Below are 16,948 nucleotides of genomic sequence, written 5' to 3'. Positions count from 1 at the left end.
ATGATGTTAACGCTGGGCCTGTTTGTTTTTATGCTGCAGACGCTGCCGTATCAGTCCATGAGCCGCAACGCGGAATATCGCTGGCCGAGCAACGCCCGCGTTGGCCTGCGCCCGGCGGCGCAATTTCTGGGGATGGATGAGGAAAAAATCACGCTGTCCGGGGTGCTGCTGCCGGAGATCACCGGCGGCCGCTGGTCACTGCTGACGCTGCAACTGATGGCCGAGCAGGGCCGGGCGTGGCCGCTGATTGAAGGCACCGGCACGATTTACGGCATGTTTGTGATCGAGTCGATTTCTGAAACGCATTCCGAGTTTTTCGCCGACGGCAGCCCGCGCCGCACAGAGTTCACGCTCAACCTGAAGCGGGTCGATGAATCCCTGTCTGCGATGTTTGGCGATCTGCGCCAGCAGGCCGGGGAGCTGTACGATAAAGCCGGAGAGATGGCCGGGAAGGCCGCCGGTGCTATGGGAGGGTTGTTATCATGAAAAGCGGCGTAAGCCTGCCAGCGGGGGCGCGAGTTGCCCCGGATTTTTCGCTGTTGCTGCAGGATAACAACATCACGCAGAACATCCGCAAGCGGCTGATTTCGCTGTCGCTGACGGATAACCGGGGCTTTGAGGCCGACCAGCTCGACATCGAGCTGGACGACAGCGACGGACTTATGGCGATGCCTCAGCGCAATGCGGTACTGTCGCTGGCGCTCGGCTGGCAAGGCTCGCCATTGACGCCAAAGGGCCAGTTTACGGTCGATGAAGTCGAACACCGGGGCGCGCCGGACACGCTGACTATTCGCGCGCGTAGTGCGGATTTTCGCGGCTCGCTGAACACCCGGCGCGATGAGTCCTACCACGACACCACCCTGGGCGACATTGTGCTGAAGGTGGCTGCGCGCAATAAGCTGAAAGCCTCGCTGGCCGCCGGTCTGGGCACCATCAAAATCAGCCATATTGACCAGACGCAGGAGACGGACGCGGCATTTATTACCCGGCTGGCAACGCTCAACGGCGCGGTGGCGGCGGTGAAAAATGGCGTTCTGCTGTTGTTGCGACCGGGGAACGGCGCCACGGTAGGCGGGAAGCCATTGCCGGTGTATACCATCACCCGGCAGGATGGCGATCAGCACAGTTTCAGCATTGCCGATCGGGATGCCTACACCGGCGTGACGGCGAGCTGGCTTAACACAAAACAGCCGAAGCCGAAGAAAGTGAAGCTGCAGCGCAAGCCAAAAGAGCAGCATTTGCGTGCGCTGCAACACCCGAAGGCGAAGCCGGGCAGCAGTAAAAAACCGGGGAAACCGGCGGAGGCGGCGAAAGGCGACTATCTGGTGGGGGCTGACGATAACGTGTTTGCGATCACCAAAATTTACGCCACCAAGGCCGCCGCGATGCGCGCCGCACAGGCCAAGTGGGAAAAGCTTCAGCGCGGTGTGGCTGAGTTCTCTCTGTCGCTCGCCATGGGGCGGGCTAACATCACCCCAGAGACGCCGGTACGCGTCAGCGGGTTTAAAGCGGCGATCGATGCGCAAGACTGGATAGTGAGCAAAGTTACGCACAATTTGAGTAACGGCGGTTTTACGACGGCGCTGGAGTTTGAGGTTTTGCTGTCGGATGTGAATTATGAAGTCACATAAAGTGAATTGTAAATTCACTTAAAGTTTATTCTGTTTCTAGTCCTGAGAGGTATTATCGGCGGCAACAGTGTTAGTGACGAGGAATTAATCATGTTTCATTGCCCGTTATGCAGAACAGCGGCACATGCCCGCACTAGTCGTTACCTGAGCCAACACACGAAAGAGCGTTATCATCAGTGCCAAAATATTAACTGCGGTCACACGTTTAAAACGATGGAAACCTATGATAGCGCGATCATGACGCCGGGGCAGGTAGATGCAGTGCCGCCGCATCCGGTCGGTGCCAGTGTGGCAGGACAGCAACAGGTTATGTGGATGTAATCAGCCCATAGAAAAATAGCCCGCTTAGTGCGGGCTTTTTTATGTCTAAAGCAAAGTGGCGGCAAAAACCCATCGCCATTTCATCGCCACTGTGATTTGTGATAATAAAAAAGCCACCTCAAGAGGTGGCTTAACTATATGATTTTAAAGCTAAAATTTGGTGGCCCCTGTTGGGTTTGAACCAACGACCAAGCGATTATGAGTCGCCTGCTCTAACCACTGAGCTAAGGGGCCAAGCCGCGAGATTATAGGGAATCCTTAAGCGGCGGTCTACTGTTACTCGCCCGTATGTTGCTTTTCTGCACAGTTCTAGCCTGTTGTAATTGCTGGCGGATTTTGCGATAACCGCAGTAAATCCCTGCAATGGACTCACGACACTCATGGAACTTCTGGCGCCCAATCTGCGGGTGGTGTTTTGCGGCATCAACCCCGGTCTTTCTTCCGCCCATCAGGGCTATCCTTTCGCCAACGGCAGCAATCGCTTCTGGAAGGTGATCCATCAGGCCGGCTTTACCGAGAGCCAGCTGGCGCCGGAGCAGTGGCAGCAGTTGAAGGACAACGGCTGCGGCATTACCGCGCTGGTGGCGCGCCCGACGGTGGCGGCCAGCGAGCTGTCGCGCGACGAGCTGCGTAGCGGCGGTGAGGCGCTGCAAGAGAAGATCCTGCGCTATCAGCCGCACGCGCTGGCGATTTTGGGCAAGCAGGCGTTCACCACCGCCTTCGGGGTGAAAAATGCGCCCTGGGGCAAGCAGACGCTGACGTTGGGGGAAACTGAGGTGTGGGTATTGCCCAACCCCAGCGGATTGAACCGCGCCACCCTGGAGCAGCTCACCGCCAGCTATCGCGAGCTGTTCCTGGCGCTGCAATGATGCGGCGAGGCGTATTCAGGGCATAAAAAAACCCCGGCAGGCCGGGGTTTTTGTTTTTGCTGCGGCAGCCGGACTTAGTCGTCCAGGAAGCTGCGCAGCACTTCGGAGCGGCTTGGGTGACGCAGCTTGCGCAGTGCCTTGGCTTCGATCTGACGGATACGCTCACGGGTAACGTCAAACTGCTTGCCTACCTCTTCCAGCGTGTGGTCGGTGTTCATGTCGATACCGAAACGCATGCGCAGCACTTTCGCTTCGCGCGCGGTCAGGCCGGCTAGCACGTCGTGGGTGGCGGAACGCAGGCTTTCCGAGGTCGCGGAATCCAGCGGCAGCTCGAGGGTGGTATCCTCGATGAAGTCGCCCAGATGCGAATCTTCGTCGTCGCCGATCGGCGTTTCCATCGAGATTGGCTCTTTGGCGATCTTCAGCACCTTGCGGATCTTGTCTTCCGGCATCAGCATGCGCTCGGCCAGCTCTTCCGGCGTCGGCTCGCGGCCCATCTCTTGCAGCATCTGGCGCGAAATACGGTTGAGCTTGTTGATGGTCTCAATCATATGCACCGGAATACGGATGGTGCGCGCCTGGTCGGCGATGGAGCGGGTGATAGCCTGACGGATCCACCAGGTGGCGTACGTCGAGAACTTGTAGCCGCGGCGGTATTCGAACTTGTCTACCGCTTTCATCAGGCCGATGTTGCCTTCCTGAATCAGATCCAGGAACTGCAGGCCGCGGTTGGTGTATTTCTTGGCGATGGAAATAACCAGACGCAGGTTGGCCTCAACCATTTCTTTCTTCGCGCGGCGCGCTTTCGCTTCACCGATCGACATGCGACGGTTGATGTCTTTGACCTGCTCAATGGTCAGGCCGGTTTCTTCTTCGATCTGACGCAGTTTCTGCAGGCTGCGCTGCACGTCTTCAGCCACGTCTTTCAGCTTTTCCGACCATGGCTTGGCCATCGCCAGCGCGGCTTCGAACCAGGAATCGCTGGTTTCGTTTCCGGCGAACAAGGTGACGAAGTTTTTCTTCGGCATTTTGCACTGTTCAACGCACAGCTTCATGATGATGCGTTCCTGGGTGCGAACGCGATCCATCATGGTGCGCATGCTGTTGACCAGGAAGTCGAACTGCTTCGGCACCAGGCGGAACTGCTTGAACACTTCAGACAGCTTCAGGATCTCGTCCGCGGCGCTGGCGTGGCTGCGGCCATTCTTCTTGATCACCAAGCGCGTCGCTTCATACTGATCGCGCAGCTCGGCGAACTTCTGACGCGCCAGCTCAGGATCGATGCTGTTGTCGTCTTCGGTGTCGTCCTCTTCGGCATCCTCATCTTCTTCGTCGTCGTCTTGCTCTTCGCTCGACAGTTCGGAACCGATGTGGGTGGCGGTTGGGGCGATGTCCTCTTCCGCGTTAGGATCGACGAAGCCGGTGATCAGGTCGGACAGGCGCGCTTCGCCCGCTTCGACGCGATCGTACTGTTCAAGCAGGTAGGTAATGGCTTCCGGGTATTCGGCAACCGAGCACTGCACCTGGTTGATGCCGTCTTCGATGCGCTTGGCGATGTCGATTTCGCCTTCGCGCGTCAGCAGTTCGACGGTACCCATTTCGCGCATGTACATGCGCACCGGGTCGGTGGTGCGGCCGATTTCGGATTCCACGCTGGACAGAACCTGTGCGGCGGCTTCTTCCGCATCTTCGTCCGTGCTGTTCGAGTTTTCGGCGAGCAGCAGGTCATCGGCGTCCGGTGCTTCTTCCATCACCTGGATGCCCATGTCGTTAATCATCTGGATGATGTCTTCGATCTGATCGGAGTCGACGATATCTTCCGGCAGATGGTCATTGACCTCAGCATAGGTCAGATAGCCTTGCTCCTTACCACGGGTGACAAGTAGCTTCAGCTGTGACTGCGGGTTTTGCTCCATAAGACGGTATCCACACTTCAGAGTATTTAGGTTGGTGTCGGTCGGCGAAACCGCCAACAATAGCATTTGGGGCGTTTTCGTTATCGCCGCGGCCCACTATGGCGGCACTGTGCAGGGCTCTGCCCTCGCAATTATCGGCACTTAAGCCGTTTGGTATTCAGTTTTTCTTCGCTAAAACCTGGTTGAGGGAACGGACTTCTTCACGTTCCTCCGGGCTCAGGCCGCGCGTTCTGGCCTGGGCGATAAGCGTTTCCAGCCGTTGCTCGAGCACCGAGTCGTACAGGCTGGCCAACGTATCCAAAAAGGTCTGCTCGACCATATCCTCAACGATCATATGGTTCCAGGTCGCCAAGGTTTCAAGCTGCTGGCTGAATTTGTTGTCGCGATACAGCTCCAGCAATTGCCCGGTCGTCAGACCCGGCTGCGCCAAACAGGTCTGCACCAGTTCGACGAACAGCGGCAATCCTGCCTGTTTGGTCTGCTCCAGCCCTTCAAGCGAAGGGATAAGTGTAGCCAACTGCGGATTTTGCACCAGTAGCCCTATCAGTATACGCATGGTTGTGCGTTTTAGCTGGGGCGCCTGATAAGGATTCGCATTTTCCGCCTGCTTGGGCATCAGCTTGTCGAGCTGGCTGTCGTCCAGCAGCCCCAGCTTGTTGCCGAGCTCCTGGCGCAGGTACAAGCGCAACGTTTCGCCCGGCACCTGAGTAATCAGCGGCAGCGCCAGCGTGCTCAGCTTGGCGCGCCCGTCCGGGCTGCTCAGATCCACCTGCGGCAGCAGGCTTTCGAACAGGAACGTGGACAGCGGCTGCGCCTGCTCCATTCGCTGTTCGAAGGCTTCTTTACCTTCCTTGCGCACCAAGGTGTCCGGGTCTTCGCCGTCGGGCAAAAACATGAACCGCAGCTGGCGCCCGTCGTTCAGGTACGGCAGCGCGGTTTCCAACGCCCGCCATGCCGCTTCGCGGCCGGCGCGGTCGCCGTCGTAACAGCAGACGACGTTGTCGGTGGCGCGGAACAGCAGCTGAATGTGTTCAGCCGTCGTCGAGGTTCCGAGCGAGGCGACGGCATAATCGATGCCGAATTGCGCCAACGCCACCACGTCCATATACCCTTCCACCACCAGCAGCCGCTGCAGGGTAGGGTGGTTCTGCTGTGCTTCATACAGGCCATAAAGCTGGCGGCCCTTATGGAAAACTTCGGTTTCCGGCGAGTTCAGGTACTTCGGCATGCCATCGCCCAATACGCGGCCGCCGAAGGCGATCACGCGCCCGCGCTTGTCGCGGATGGGGAACATCACCCGTTCGCGGAAACGGTCGTACGAACGCCCCTGATCGTTAGTCACCAGCATGCCGGCATCGTTCAATGCGCGGCGCGAGTCGGCGTCGCGGCCGAAACGCTTCAGGGCGTTGTCCCATCCCGCCGGCGCGAAGCCGATGGCGAAATGGCGAATAACGTCGTCACTTAATCCGCGCTGCTGCAAATAGCTGCGCGCCGGTGCCCCGGAGGACTGCTGCAGTGACTGTTGATAGAACGCGCTGAGCTGCTCCATCAGTTGGTACAGGCTCTGGCGCTGATGGCGTTCGATCTGGGTTGGCCCGGTGCCCGCTTCGTAAGGCACTTCCAGCCCGTGCATGGTCGCCAGCTCTTCGATGGTTTCGACAAACTCGAGCCGGTCGTAATTCATCAAAAAGTCGACGGCGTTGCCGTGCGCACCACACCCAAAACAGTGATAAAACTGCTTTTCGCCATTAACGGTAAATGAAGGCGTCTTTTCGTGGTGGAACGGACAGCACGCGTGGTAGTTCTTGCCTTGCTTCTTGAGCTTCACGCGGGCGTCGATCAGATCGACGATGTCGGTGCGAGCCAGCAAGTCATTGATAAATACGCGCGGAATTCGTCCAGCCATAAGCCCTTACTTCATTAGCCTATAAACGAGAACAAGCCGCGCATTCCTTTCGGAAAGCACGGCCTTCGTATGCAACTACTCGGTCTGCGCGATTTTGAAAATCAGAAATTCACGCGGTGGGGTTGCCCCCGAAGAATTAATACAGACGAGTGCGGCGTGCGTTTTCGCGAGCCAGTTTCTTCGCGTGACGTTTCACAGCAGAAGCTTTAGCGCGTTTACGTTCGGTAGTTGGTTTTTCATAAAACTCACGACGACGAACTTCAGCTAAAACACCCGCTTTTTCGCAAGAGCGTTTGAAACGACGCAGAGCAACGTCAAATGGCTCGTTTTCACGTACTTTAATTACCGGCATGTGCCTCTCACCTCAATAAAATTCGGTTTGCTGCTGGCCAAGCGCCAGCCTTTTCAAAATGGTGCGGAATTTTACTCCAATGGATGCTGCTTTGTAAAGCACCGCAGCAAATTGAAACCCGCGTCGCTCTGCCGCAACGTGCGCAATTTTGCACCGGGCGCTGATTATAGACTAATCAGAAAAAAATGCTCGTGTTTAATCGCCTGGGCATTTTCTGGATGAATCATCGACATAGGTGCGAGCCGGTGACAAGATGCGCCGCGCTGGCGGTAAATACGGCGGAATGTGGTAGACTGGCGGCCGCACGTGAATGATGGGAAATGTAATGCGAGTACTGGGTATAGAAACGTCCTGCGATGAAACCGGAATTGCAGTGTATGACGATCAAACCGGTTTGTTGGCCAACCAATTATACAGCCAGGTGAAGCTGCACGCCGACTACGGCGGCGTGGTGCCGGAACTGGCCTCCCGCGATCACGTGCGCAAAACCGTGCCGCTGATTCAGGCGGCGCTGAAAGAGGCCAACCTGACCCCGGCCGACATCGACGGCGTGGCCTACACCGCCGGGCCGGGCCTGGTGGGGGCGCTGCTGGTCGGCGCGACCGTCGGGCGCGCGCTGGCGTTCGCCTGGAACGTGCCGGCGGTGCCGGTGCACCATATGGAAGGCCACCTGCTGGCACCGATGCTGGAAGACAATCCGCCGGCATTCCCGTTCGTCGCGCTGCTGGTCTCCGGCGGCCACACCCAGCTGATCAGCGTCACCGGCATCGGTGAGTATGAGCTGCTGGGCGAGTCGATCGACGACGCGGCCGGCGAAGCGTTCGACAAGACCGCCAAGCTGCTCGGCCTGGATTATCCCGGCGGGCCGATGCTGTCGAAGATGGCGCAGCAGGGCACGGCGGGGCGCTTCACCTTCCCGCGGCCGATGACCGATCGTCCGGGGCTGGACTTCAGTTTCTCCGGGCTGAAAACCTTCGCCGCCAACACCATCCGCTCCAACGGCAACGACGATCAGACGCGTGCCGACATCGCCCGCGCCTTCGAGGATGCGGTGGTGGATACGCTGGCGATCAAATGCAAACGCGCGCTGGAGCAGACCGGCTTCAAGCGCCTGGTGATGGCCGGCGGCGTAAGCGCCAACCGCACGCTGCGCGCCAAACTGGCGGAGATGATGCACAAGCGCGGTGGGGAGGTATTCTATGCCCGCCCGGAATTTTGCACCGACAACGGCGCGATGATCGCCTATGCCGGCATGGTGCGCCTGAAGAGCGGCGCCAACCCGGAGCTGAGCGTTTCGGTGCGGCCGCGCTGGCCGCTGGCGGAATTGCCTGCGGTATAAAACAAAGGGCCGGATTATCCGGCCCTTCTGCTATTCGTCTTTCGGCTGGTCGCCGTTATCCGCGTCGTTTTTCTTCTTGCGCAGCTTGCCCCAGATCTTGCCTTCCTGGCCGCGCCACAGGCGCTGAATATTGTCGTGATGCCGCATCAGGATCAGGCAGGAGAGCATCGCCACCGGGAAGGTGAACTGCGGTTTGAACCACCAGACGTAGAACGGGGCGATCAGCGCGCTGACGATGGCGCCGAGCGAAGAGTAACCGCTGAGCAGCACCGTCAACAGCCAGGTACCGGTCATCAGGCCGGTCAGATCCCAGCCGATAGGCGCGATGGCGCCAAATGCCGTCGCCACGCCTTTACCGCCGCGGAAGTGGAAGAACACCGGATAGATGTGCCCCAGACAGGCGGCGATCGCCGTCAGGCCGAGGTACAGCGGCGGCACATCGAGTTTGTAGGCCAGCCAGACCGGCAGCATCCCTTTCAGAATATCGAACACCAGCACCGCCGCCGCCGCCAGCCGGCCGCCGATGCGCAGGACGTTGGTCGCCCCGGGGTTTCCTGAGCCATGTTCACGCGGATCCGGCAGCCTGGCGATCCGGCAAACCAGGATCGCACTGGAAATCGAGCCGCACAGATACGCGAAGATAATCATGCCAAGCGCGGTAGCACTCATAACGCGGTTCCGTTTAATAATGGTCGTTTTACTCGCAACATCCATGGATAATACGCACATTCCGCTGGAAGTGGTATCCGGCAAGGCCAAAAACAGAGAATGACGTGATGGATATCGTATTTATTGAAGAGCTTACCGTAATTACCACCATTGGCGTTTATGAGTGGGAACAGGGCATTCGTCAGAAGCTGGTGTTCGATATCGAAATGGGCTGGGATAACCGGCCGGCCGCCGCCAGCGACGACGTAACTGACTGTCTGAGCTATGCCGACGTCAGCGACGCCGTGATCCGGCACGTTGAATCGAACCGGTTCGCGCTGGTGGAACGCGTGGCGGAGGAAATATCCGAAATTTTGCTTCAGCGCTTCAATTCCCCATGGGTCCGTATTAAGGTCAGCAAACCGGGCGCTGTAGCACATGCCAATCGGGTCGGCGTGATCATTGAGCGCGGCACTCGTCCCGCATGATTTTATGTCATCTGCTTGCAACGAAAGACCGTTAAGCTGGTCTTAATCCTGAGAATTGTTTTAGCGGCATTGTCTTTAAGCACTGCCGCTTTTTTATGTTTATGTTAGTCGCAAATTTATGGGGTGAGCGAAGCACATGACGGACATGCATTCACTGTTTATTGCGTTTGTTCTTGGGGTTGTCGAGGGATTAACCGAATTTCTGCCGGTGTCTTCCACCGGGCATATGATCATCGTTGGCGAGTGGCTGGGCTTTACCGGCGACAAAGCCAAGACCTTTGAAGTCATCATCCAACTGGGGTCGATCCTGGCGGTGGTAGTGATGTTCTGGCGCCGGCTGTTCGGCCTGATCGGCATCCATTTCGGCGGCAAGCCGGTGGAGCACGAGGGCAAAACCCACGGCCGGCTGAAGCTGGGGCACATCCTGTTGGGGATGATCCCGGCGGTGGTGCTGGGGTTGATATTCCACGATGTCATTAAATCGCTGTTCGCGCCGAAAAACGTGATGTACGCGTTGGTGGTCGGCGGCCTGCTGCTGTTGACGGCGGAATGGCTGAAGCCGAAGAAGCCGCGTGCGGAAGGGCTGGATGACATCACCTACCGGCAGGCGTTTTTGATCGGTTGCTTCCAGTGCCTGGCGCTGTGGCCGGGCTTCTCCCGTTCGGGAGCGACCATCGCCGGTGGCATGCTGGTGGGCGTAAACCGCTATGCGGCGTCCGAATTTTCATTCATCCTGGCGGTGCCGATGATGATAGGCGCCAGCGGTCTGGATCTGTATAAGAGCCTGCACTTCCTGACCTGGGGCGACCTGCCGATGTTCGCCGTCGGTTTCGTTACTGCCTTCGTGGTGGCGCTGATTGCGATCAAGACCTTCCTGTCGCTGATCAAACGCATCTCGTTCGTGCCGTTCGCCATCTACCGCTTTATCGTGGCGGCCGTGGTTTACATGGTATTCCTGTAAGCCCGATGCCAGGAAAAAACCCCGCTCTGCGGGGTTTTTTTATGCCTGATCGTTGAGGATGGTTTGGTTGAGTTTCCAGTCGGCCAGCGCCTGCTGGCGACGGCGTTTGAGCTCGTCGCGGATCGCGGTGCCCTGCAGCCCGCTGGCTACCACTTCTTTAATAGATACCGCGTTCGCCACCTGATACGCCTGGCGCAGATAGTCGCCCTGCGGATAAGGATTCTCCTCAAAGCCGGTACGGCCGCGCGCATCCGCTTCGCTGGTCAGGATCATCTGCTCCAGCCGTTGCGGTTTGCGCCAGACGTCGATGGCGTCGAACAGCTTCAACAGGGTCTCCGGACGCAGCTTGTTCACGGTGTGGATCAAATCATGGTACTCGGCCACCAGCTTGCTCAAATCCCGTACCGGGTTGGGCACCCGCAGCCGCTGGCACAGCGCTTCGACCAGCCGCACGCCCGCCGGGCCGTGGCCGTGGTGATGCGGCCAGAACTCTTTCGGCGTCAACCCTTTGCCGAGATCGTGGCACAGAGTGGCGAAGCGCACGTCCACCTCCGGCGTGAGGCGGGCGGCAATCGCCAACGCCATCAGCGTGTGTACGCCGGTGTCGATCTCCGGGTGCCACTTGGCGGGAGCCGGCACGCCGAACAGCGCGTCGATTTCCGGGAACAGCACCGCCAGCGCACCGCAATCGCGCAGCACCTGAAAATAGACCTGCGGGCTCTGGCTTTGCAGCGCCTTTTCGGTTTCCTTCCAGACGCGTTCGGCGGTCAGCGCGGCCAGTTCACCGCTGTGCGCCATCTGGCGCATCAGGGCGAGCGTTTCGTCGGCGATGCGAAAACCCAGATGGGCGAAGCGGGCATTGAATCGCGCCACGCGCAGTACGCGCAGCGGATCTTCGCCGAACGCGTCGGAAACGTGGCGTAGCACGCGCGCCTGCAGATCGGCCACGCCGCCGTAAGGATCAATCAGCTCTCCTTCGGCGGAGCGGGCGATGGCGTTGATGGTCAGATCGCGCCGCAGCAGATCTTCTTCCAGCGTCACGTCCGGCGCGGCATAGCAGGTAAAACCGGTGTACCCCTGGCCGGATTTGCGCTCGGTGCGCGCCAGCGCGTACTCCTCGTGGGAGTCGGGGTTGAGGAACACCGGAAAATCTTTACCGACCTGCTGGTAGCCCAACGCCAGCAGCTCTGCCGGCGTGGCGCCCACCACCACCCAATCATGATCGACCACCGGAATATTGAGCAGGCTGTCGCGAACGGCGCCGCCGACCAGATAAATCTGCACTGTTGACTCCTGAATATCGTGTAAGGCTCTGTCTATCAGATTACATGAATTGGCCGCGGGATGTCGGCGCCAATGAAAAGGGCGCCCGCAGGCGCCCATACTCAAACTGAACGATACTGAGATCAGTTCATCCAGCGGTTGTTGTTCTTGCGGCGCGGGATCAGGTGCGGCAACAGCAGGCCCAGCAGCAAACCGACGCCGGCGACGCCGCCGCCGTACATGAACCACTGCAGGATAATGGTGCGCTGCTTGTCGTCGAGCTGCAGGTTAACGGCGTTGACCTTCTTCTGCGCGACCACCAGCTGGTTTTTCAGATCCTGGTTTTCCTTCTGCAGGCTGCTGATGGTGCTGTCGCTGCCCGCGACTTTTTCCTGCATTTCCGAGGTACGCTGGTTCCAGGTGTTGTCGATGTTGGCCAGCTTGTCGGTCAGGGTTTTCACCTGCTGTTCCAGCTCGGGCACGCGGGTGCGCAGGCTTGGCGTCTGGCTGAGCTGGTCGAGCGGGATCCAGGTGGTGCGGCCTTTCGGATCGCGGATCTGGCCGTAGTTGGTGCTGTCGTTGACGCTCAGCAGGGTCACTTCTTCACCGGCGTTGAGAGTGCCGACAATACGGTACTGATTACCTGGGCCGCTATGGACGTAAGTGCTTAACTCATCGGAGATATAGCGTTTATCTTCGGCATGTGCGGCCCAAGTGATGCTGAAGCTCAGCGCGGCAAGGCAAATCAGGCGTAATTTCTGCATTAGTTCATCGTTTCTGGGTGAATTTATGGAACGATAGTAGAGGGTTCAGTCTGACGACGCAACGCCAAAACCGGAATGAGAACTATCTTACTGTGGCTGATTCTGTGAGTTGCGCAGTGTTTTATAACGTAACAGGTTTTTTCTACAGTTAGCAGGGTTAAGGTGCCGGGAATCGCGGTAAGATAACGGCAACTGTGCGTCAGTGGGCAGCATACGGCGGGCCGAACGCGCCGCGCTGAAACCGACGTGAATGCATAACTTATTGGTGTTAAAGAATTATGACCGTTGAAATTGAACTGAAATTCATCGCCGCGCCGCAAGCAGTGGCCGCTCTGCCACACTGGCTCGCCGCCTGGCCGCATCAGCATTCCGCGCCGCAAAAACTGACCAACATTTACTTCGAAACGGCCGACAACTTCCTGCGCCGTCACGACATGGGGCTGCGCATTCGCGGTTTCGACGATCGCTATGAGATGACCATCAAAACCGCCGGTAAAGTGGTGGGCGGCCTGCACCAGCGCCCGGAATACAATGTCGCTATCGCCGAGCCGCAGCTGGCGCTGGCGCAGTTTCCTGCCGACATTTGGCCGCAGGATTGCGATATCGCAGCGTTGCAGCAGGCGTTGCAACCGCTGTTCCGTACCGATTTCGTGCGTGAGAAGTGGGTGGTTACTTACGGCCAAAGCGAGATAGAGATTGGCCTGGATCAGGGCGAGGTGCGCGCCGGTGATCTCAGCGAAGCCTTGAGCGAGATCGAGCTGGAGCTGCTGAAAGGCAATACCGCCGATCTGCTGGCGTTGGCCGGTGAGCTGGCGGCGCACGACGGGCTGCGCCAGGGCAGTCTAAGCAAGGCGGCGCGCGGTTATCACCTGGCGCAGGGCAATCCGCCGCGCGAGGTGCGCCCGCTGCAGGTGCTGAAGCCGGCGGCGAAGGCGAGCGTTGAACAGGGGATGATCGCCGCCTTCGAGCTGGCGCTGAGCCACTGGCAGTACCATGAAGAGCTGTGGCTGCGCGGCGACGCGCAGGCGCGCGCTTCGGTGATTGAGGCGGTCGGCACGATCCGCCAGGCGCTGGTGATCTTCGGCGGCCTGGTGCCGCGCAAGGCCAGCGCCGATCTGCGCGCCCGCCTGACCGAGCTCGAGCCGCTGTTGGCGGACAAAGCCGCGCAACCAGAGAGCCTGTGCTACAGCGCAGCCTACCTGCAATGTAAGTTGGCGCTCACATCATGGCTGGTGAGCGGCGCCTGGCGGCCGTTTATTGACGCCAAAGGGCAGGCCAAGCTGGACGGTTCTTTCAAACGCTTCAGCGACATCATGCTGGGGCGCAGCGGCGCGGAGTTGAAAGAGGCCTTCAGCCGTACGCTGAACGAAGATGAATATCAGGAACAATTGCCGCGCCTGACGCGTCAGATTTCGGCGCTGGTCCTGCTGTCGGGCGCTTACCCCGACGAGCAGACCGGGCCTTACATCGAGGCCTGGCGCGAACTGCAGGCGGCGCTGAGCGAGCGCCGTCAGGGCTGGTATGAAGCCAGCCGCAAACAGGCCTTATCGCATGCGCCATTCTGGTTAAACGGCGCGCTTCGTTAATCAAGCCGGCCCGCCAGCCGTGGGCCGCAGAACGGGTCATACACTATGTCGCCACTTTCAGCCGCGTTACAGGCTCAGGCACAGCAGGTTGTGCAGCGTTTTCAGGAAGTTCACGGCGCGGACAGCGCCTTTAGCGAGCAGGAGCAGTGGGTGCTGGCGTCGAGCGACTTCGTCAGCGACGCACTGCTCGCCCAGCCGGCCTGGCTGGCGACGCTGCGCGAACAGCCGCCGGCGCCCGGTGAGTGGCAACACTATGCCGCCTGGCTGCAGGACGAGCTGGAAGAGGTGCGCGATGAGGCGCAACTGATGCGCACGCTGCGTCTGTTTCGCCGTGAAACGCTGGTGCGCATTGCCTGGGCGCAGGCGCAGGGGCTGTGTTCGACCGAAGAAACGCTACTGCAGCTGAGCGGGCTGGCGGAGACGCTGATCGTCAGCGCGCGCGACTGGCTGTACCAAACCTGTTGCCGCGAGTGGGGCACGCCGTGCAACGCCGCCGGTGAACCGCAGCCGCTGCTGATCCTCGGCATGGGCAAGCTGGGCGGCGGCGAGCTGAATTTCTCGTCGGATATCGATCTGATCTTCGCCTACCCGGAAAACGGCCAGACCCAGGGCGGGCGGCGCGAGCTGGACAATGCCCAGTTCTTCACCCGCCTGGGCCAGCGGCTGATCAAGGCGCTGGATCAGCAGACCATCGACGGCTTCGTCTATCGCGTCGACATGCGGCTGCGGCCGTTCGGCGACAGCGGCCCATTGGTGATGAGCTTCGCGGCGCTGGAAGACTACTATCAGGAGCAGGGGCGCGACTGGGAGCGCTATGCGATGGTGAAGGCGCGCCTGATGGGCGGCGCGGAAGACGCCTACAGCCAGGAGCTGCGCAAAACGCTGCGGCCGTTCGTGTTCCGCCGCTATATCGATTTCAGCGTCATCCAGTCTTTGCGCAACATGAAGGGCATGATCGCCCGTGAAGTGCGGCGGCGCGGCCTGAAGGACAACATCAAACTGGGCGCCGGCGGCATTCGCGAAATCGAATTCATCACCCAGGTATTTCAGCTGATCCGCGGCGGCCGTGAGCCGGCGCTGCAGGGGCGTTCGCTGCTGCCGACGCTGCAGGCGGTGGGTGAGCTGGGGCTGCTGGAGGCCGAGCAGGTGCGGGCGCTGAGCGCCGCCTACCTGTTCCTGCGGCGGCTGGAGAATCTGCTGCAGGCGATCGGCGATCAGCAAACCCAGACGCTGCCGCAGGATGCGCTCGACCAGGCGCGGCTGGCCTACGGCATGGGGCTGGCGGATTGGCCGGCGCTGATGGCGACGCTGGAGGTGCACATGCAGGCGGTGCGGGCGGTGTTCGACGATCTGATCGGCGACGATAGCCCGGATATCGGCGAAGATCCCGACTACCAGCACTATCACAGCCTGTGGCAGGACGCGCTGGAGGAAAACGAGCTGGCGCCGCTGACGCCGCACCTGGACGAAGAGGGGCGCCGACAGATGCTGCGCACCATCGCCGATTTCCGCCATGATGTCGACAAGCGCACCATCGGCCCGCGCGGCCGCGACGTGCTCGATCAGCTGATGCCGCGCCTGCTGGCGGAGGTGTGCCCGCGCCAGGACGCGCCGACCGCGCTGGTGCGGCTGGCGCAGCTGCTGCTCAGCATCGTCACCCGCACCACTTACCTCGAGCTGCTGGTGGAGTACCACGCGGCGCTCAGCCATCTGATCCGTCTGTGCGCCGCTTCGCCGATGGTTGCCAACCAGCTGTCGCGCTACCCGCTGTTGCTGGACGAACTGCTGGATCCGGCCACGCTGTATCAGCCGGTGGCGCTGGACGCCTACCGCAGCGAGCTGCGCCAGTACCTGCTGCGGGTGTCGGAAGACGACGAAGAGCAAAAGCTGGAGGCGCTGCGCCAGTTCAAACAGGCGCAGCAGCTGCGCATCGCCGCAGCGGATATCGCCGGCGCGCTGCCGGTGATGAAAGTGAGCGACCACCTGACTTATCTGGCGGAGGCGATCATCGACGCGGTGGTGCAACAGGCCTGGAGCGACATGGTGGCGCGCTACGGCCAGCCGACCCATCTGCAGGAGCGCGAAGGGCGCGGCTTTGCGGTGATCGGCTACGGCAAGCTGGGCGGCTGGGAGCTGGGTTACAGTTCCGATCTCGATCTGGTGTTCCTGCTGGATTGCCCGCCGGAGGTGATGACCGACGGCGATCGCTGCATCGACGGCCGCCAGTTCTACCTGCGGCTGGCGCAGCGGGTGATGCATCTGTTCAGCACCCGCACTTCCTCCGGCATTCTGTATGAGGTGGACGCGCGTCTGCGGCCTTCCGGCGCCGCGGGGATGCTGGTCAGCACCGTCGAGGCGTTCGCCGATTACCAGCAAAACGAAGCCTGGACCTGGGAGCATCAGGCCCTGGTGCGCGCGCGCATCGTGCACGGCGATCCGGCGTTGCACCAGCAGTTCGACGCGATTCGGCGCGAAATCCTGTGCAAAACGCGTGATGCGGAGACCCTGAAGCGCGAAGTGCGCGAGATGCGCGAAAAGATGCGCAACCATCTCGGCAACAAACAGCGCGATCTGTTTGATATCAAAACCGATGAGGGCGGCATTACCGACATCGAATTTATCGCCCAATATCTGGTCTTACGCTATGCGCCGGGTGAACCGCGGCTGACGCGTTGGTCGGACAACGTGCGCATCTTCGAGCTGATGGCCAATTACGACATCATGCCGGAAGAGGAAGCGCGCGCGCTGACCCAGGCCTATGTCACCATGCGCGACGAGATCCACCATCTGGCGCTGCAGGAGCATTCCGGCAAGGTCGGCAGCGAGCTGTTCACCGCCGAGCGCGAGCAGGTGCGCGCCAGCTGGGCCAAATGGCTGGATTAATACCTTTTTGCGGGTATTCCG

General features: G+C 60.0%; 15 protein-coding genes and 1 tRNA gene. 9 read left to right on the top strand and 7 right to left on the bottom strand.

The annotated features are described in order from the left end of the window. From SSARUM_RS20625 to SSARUM_RS20615, 3 genes are all read left to right on the top strand, one after another. Window positions 1-486, top strand: coding sequence for a phage tail protein (locus SSARUM_RS20625; protein ID WP_015379102.1), 486 nt, complete (start codon window positions 1-3; stop codon window positions 484-486). Further along, complete coding sequence (locus SSARUM_RS20620; protein WP_140926690.1) at window positions 483-1,631, top strand: phage late control D family protein; 1,149 nt, start codon at window positions 483-485, stop codon at window positions 1,629-1,631. Before SSARUM_RS20625 ends, SSARUM_RS20620 begins: the two co-directional genes overlap by 4 nt. A 90-nt stretch (window positions 1,632-1,721) precedes the next feature. Next, a complete protein-coding gene (locus tag SSARUM_RS20615) occupies window positions 1,722-1,952 on the top strand; it encodes a DNA-binding transcriptional regulator (protein ID WP_071998163.1) in 231 nt (76 codons plus the stop codon). Between the two features lie 158 nt (window positions 1,953-2,110). Here SSARUM_RS20615 and SSARUM_RS20610 read toward each other — a convergent pair. After that, a tRNA-Ile gene (locus SSARUM_RS20610) sits at window positions 2,111-2,186 on the bottom strand. 146 nt (window positions 2,187-2,332) lie between these two features. Between SSARUM_RS20610 and mug the strand changes: the two genes are divergently transcribed. Further along, window positions 2,333-2,821 carry a G/U mismatch-specific DNA glycosylase gene (gene mug / locus SSARUM_RS20605; protein ID WP_049234205.1) on the top strand — a complete coding sequence of 163 codons (489 nt, stop codon included), beginning with the start codon at window positions 2,333-2,335 and terminating at the stop codon, window positions 2,819-2,821. Window positions 2,822-2,895: 74 nt separating this feature from the next. Here mug and rpoD read toward each other — a convergent pair whose 3' ends face one another. The 3 genes from rpoD to rpsU all read right to left on the bottom strand — a co-directional run bounded on the left by rpoD (window position 2,896) and on the right by rpsU (window position 6,995). Next, window positions 2,896-4,737: an RNA polymerase sigma factor RpoD gene (gene rpoD / locus SSARUM_RS20600; RefSeq protein ID WP_033636080.1), complete on the bottom strand. Its 1,842-nt coding sequence runs from the start codon at window positions 4,735-4,737 to the stop codon at window positions 2,896-2,898. A gap of 157 nt (window positions 4,738-4,894) precedes the next feature. Beyond that, complete coding sequence (gene dnaG, locus SSARUM_RS20595; RefSeq protein WP_025304325.1) at window positions 4,895-6,643, bottom strand: DNA primase; 1,749 nt, start codon at window positions 6,641-6,643, stop codon at window positions 4,895-4,897. 136 nt (window positions 6,644-6,779) lie between these two features. After that, window positions 6,780-6,995, bottom strand: a complete 216-nt coding sequence (rpsU, locus tag SSARUM_RS20590; RefSeq protein ID WP_001144069.1) for a 30S ribosomal protein S21 — start codon at window positions 6,993-6,995, stop codon at window positions 6,780-6,782. 325 nt (window positions 6,996-7,320) lie between these two features. Here rpsU and tsaD point away from each other — a divergent pair, with 325 nt between their 5' ends. Further along, the gene (tsaD, locus tag SSARUM_RS20585) at window positions 7,321-8,334 is read left to right on the top strand and encodes a tRNA (adenosine(37)-N6)-threonylcarbamoyltransferase complex transferase subunit TsaD (protein ID WP_033654813.1); all 1,014 of its coding nucleotides are present in this window, start codon (window positions 7,321-7,323) and stop codon (window positions 8,332-8,334) included. Window positions 8,335-8,364: 30 nt separating this feature from the next. Here tsaD and plsY read toward each other — a convergent pair whose 3' ends face one another. Beyond that, window positions 8,365-9,003 (bottom strand): glycerol-3-phosphate 1-O-acyltransferase PlsY, encoded by a 639-nt coding sequence (gene plsY, locus SSARUM_RS20580; protein WP_033636078.1) that lies wholly within the window; start codon window positions 9,001-9,003, stop codon window positions 8,365-8,367. 107 nt (window positions 9,004-9,110) lie between these two features. On the opposite strand from plsY, the gene folB reads away from it, so the two are divergent. Together folB and bacA are read left to right on the top strand one after the other, a co-directional pair. Next, a complete protein-coding gene (gene folB / locus SSARUM_RS20575) occupies window positions 9,111-9,470 on the top strand; it encodes a bifunctional dihydroneopterin aldolase/7,8-dihydroneopterin epimerase (protein ID WP_033636077.1) in 360 nt (119 codons plus the stop codon). Window positions 9,471-9,606: 136 nt separating this feature from the next. Further along, the gene (gene bacA / locus SSARUM_RS20570; protein WP_033649055.1) at window positions 9,607-10,431 is read left to right on the top strand and encodes an undecaprenyl-diphosphate phosphatase; all 825 of its coding nucleotides are present in this window, start codon (window positions 9,607-9,609) and stop codon (window positions 10,429-10,431) included. 39 nt (window positions 10,432-10,470) lie between these two features. On the opposite strand, the gene SSARUM_RS20565 is transcribed toward bacA, so the two are convergent. After that, entirely contained in the window at window positions 10,471-11,715 is a 1,245-nt protein-coding gene (locus SSARUM_RS20565; RefSeq protein ID WP_033649056.1) for a multifunctional CCA addition/repair protein, read from the bottom strand. A gap of 122 nt (window positions 11,716-11,837) precedes the next feature. After that, window positions 11,838-12,458 (bottom strand): TIGR04211 family SH3 domain-containing protein, encoded by a 621-nt coding sequence (locus SSARUM_RS20560; protein WP_019453078.1) that lies wholly within the window; start codon window positions 12,456-12,458, stop codon window positions 11,838-11,840. A 278-nt stretch (window positions 12,459-12,736) separates the two neighbouring features. On the opposite strand from SSARUM_RS20560, the gene SSARUM_RS20555 reads away from it, so the two are divergent. Together SSARUM_RS20555 and glnE are read left to right on the top strand one after the other, a co-directional pair. Beyond that, a complete protein-coding gene (locus SSARUM_RS20555; RefSeq protein WP_060430974.1) occupies window positions 12,737-14,044 on the top strand; it encodes a CYTH domain-containing protein in 1,308 nt (435 codons plus the stop codon). A 45-nt stretch (window positions 14,045-14,089) separates the two neighbouring features. Continuing rightward, window positions 14,090-16,927 carry a bifunctional [glutamate--ammonia ligase]-adenylyl-L-tyrosine phosphorylase/[glutamate--ammonia-ligase] adenylyltransferase gene (gene glnE, locus SSARUM_RS20550; RefSeq protein ID WP_060388245.1) on the top strand — a complete coding sequence of 946 codons (2,838 nt, stop codon included), beginning with the start codon at window positions 14,090-14,092 and terminating at the stop codon, window positions 16,925-16,927. Window positions 16,928-16,948: the final 21 nt, after the last annotated feature.

Origin of the sequence: Serratia sarumanii, assembly GCF_029962605.1 — a bacterium.
Taxonomy (GTDB): domain Bacteria; phylum Pseudomonadota; class Gammaproteobacteria; order Enterobacterales; family Enterobacteriaceae; genus Serratia; species Serratia sarumanii.
The sequence above is the reverse complement of the archived record's forward strand: the minus strand, read 5'-3'. Positions and strand labels throughout refer to the sequence as shown.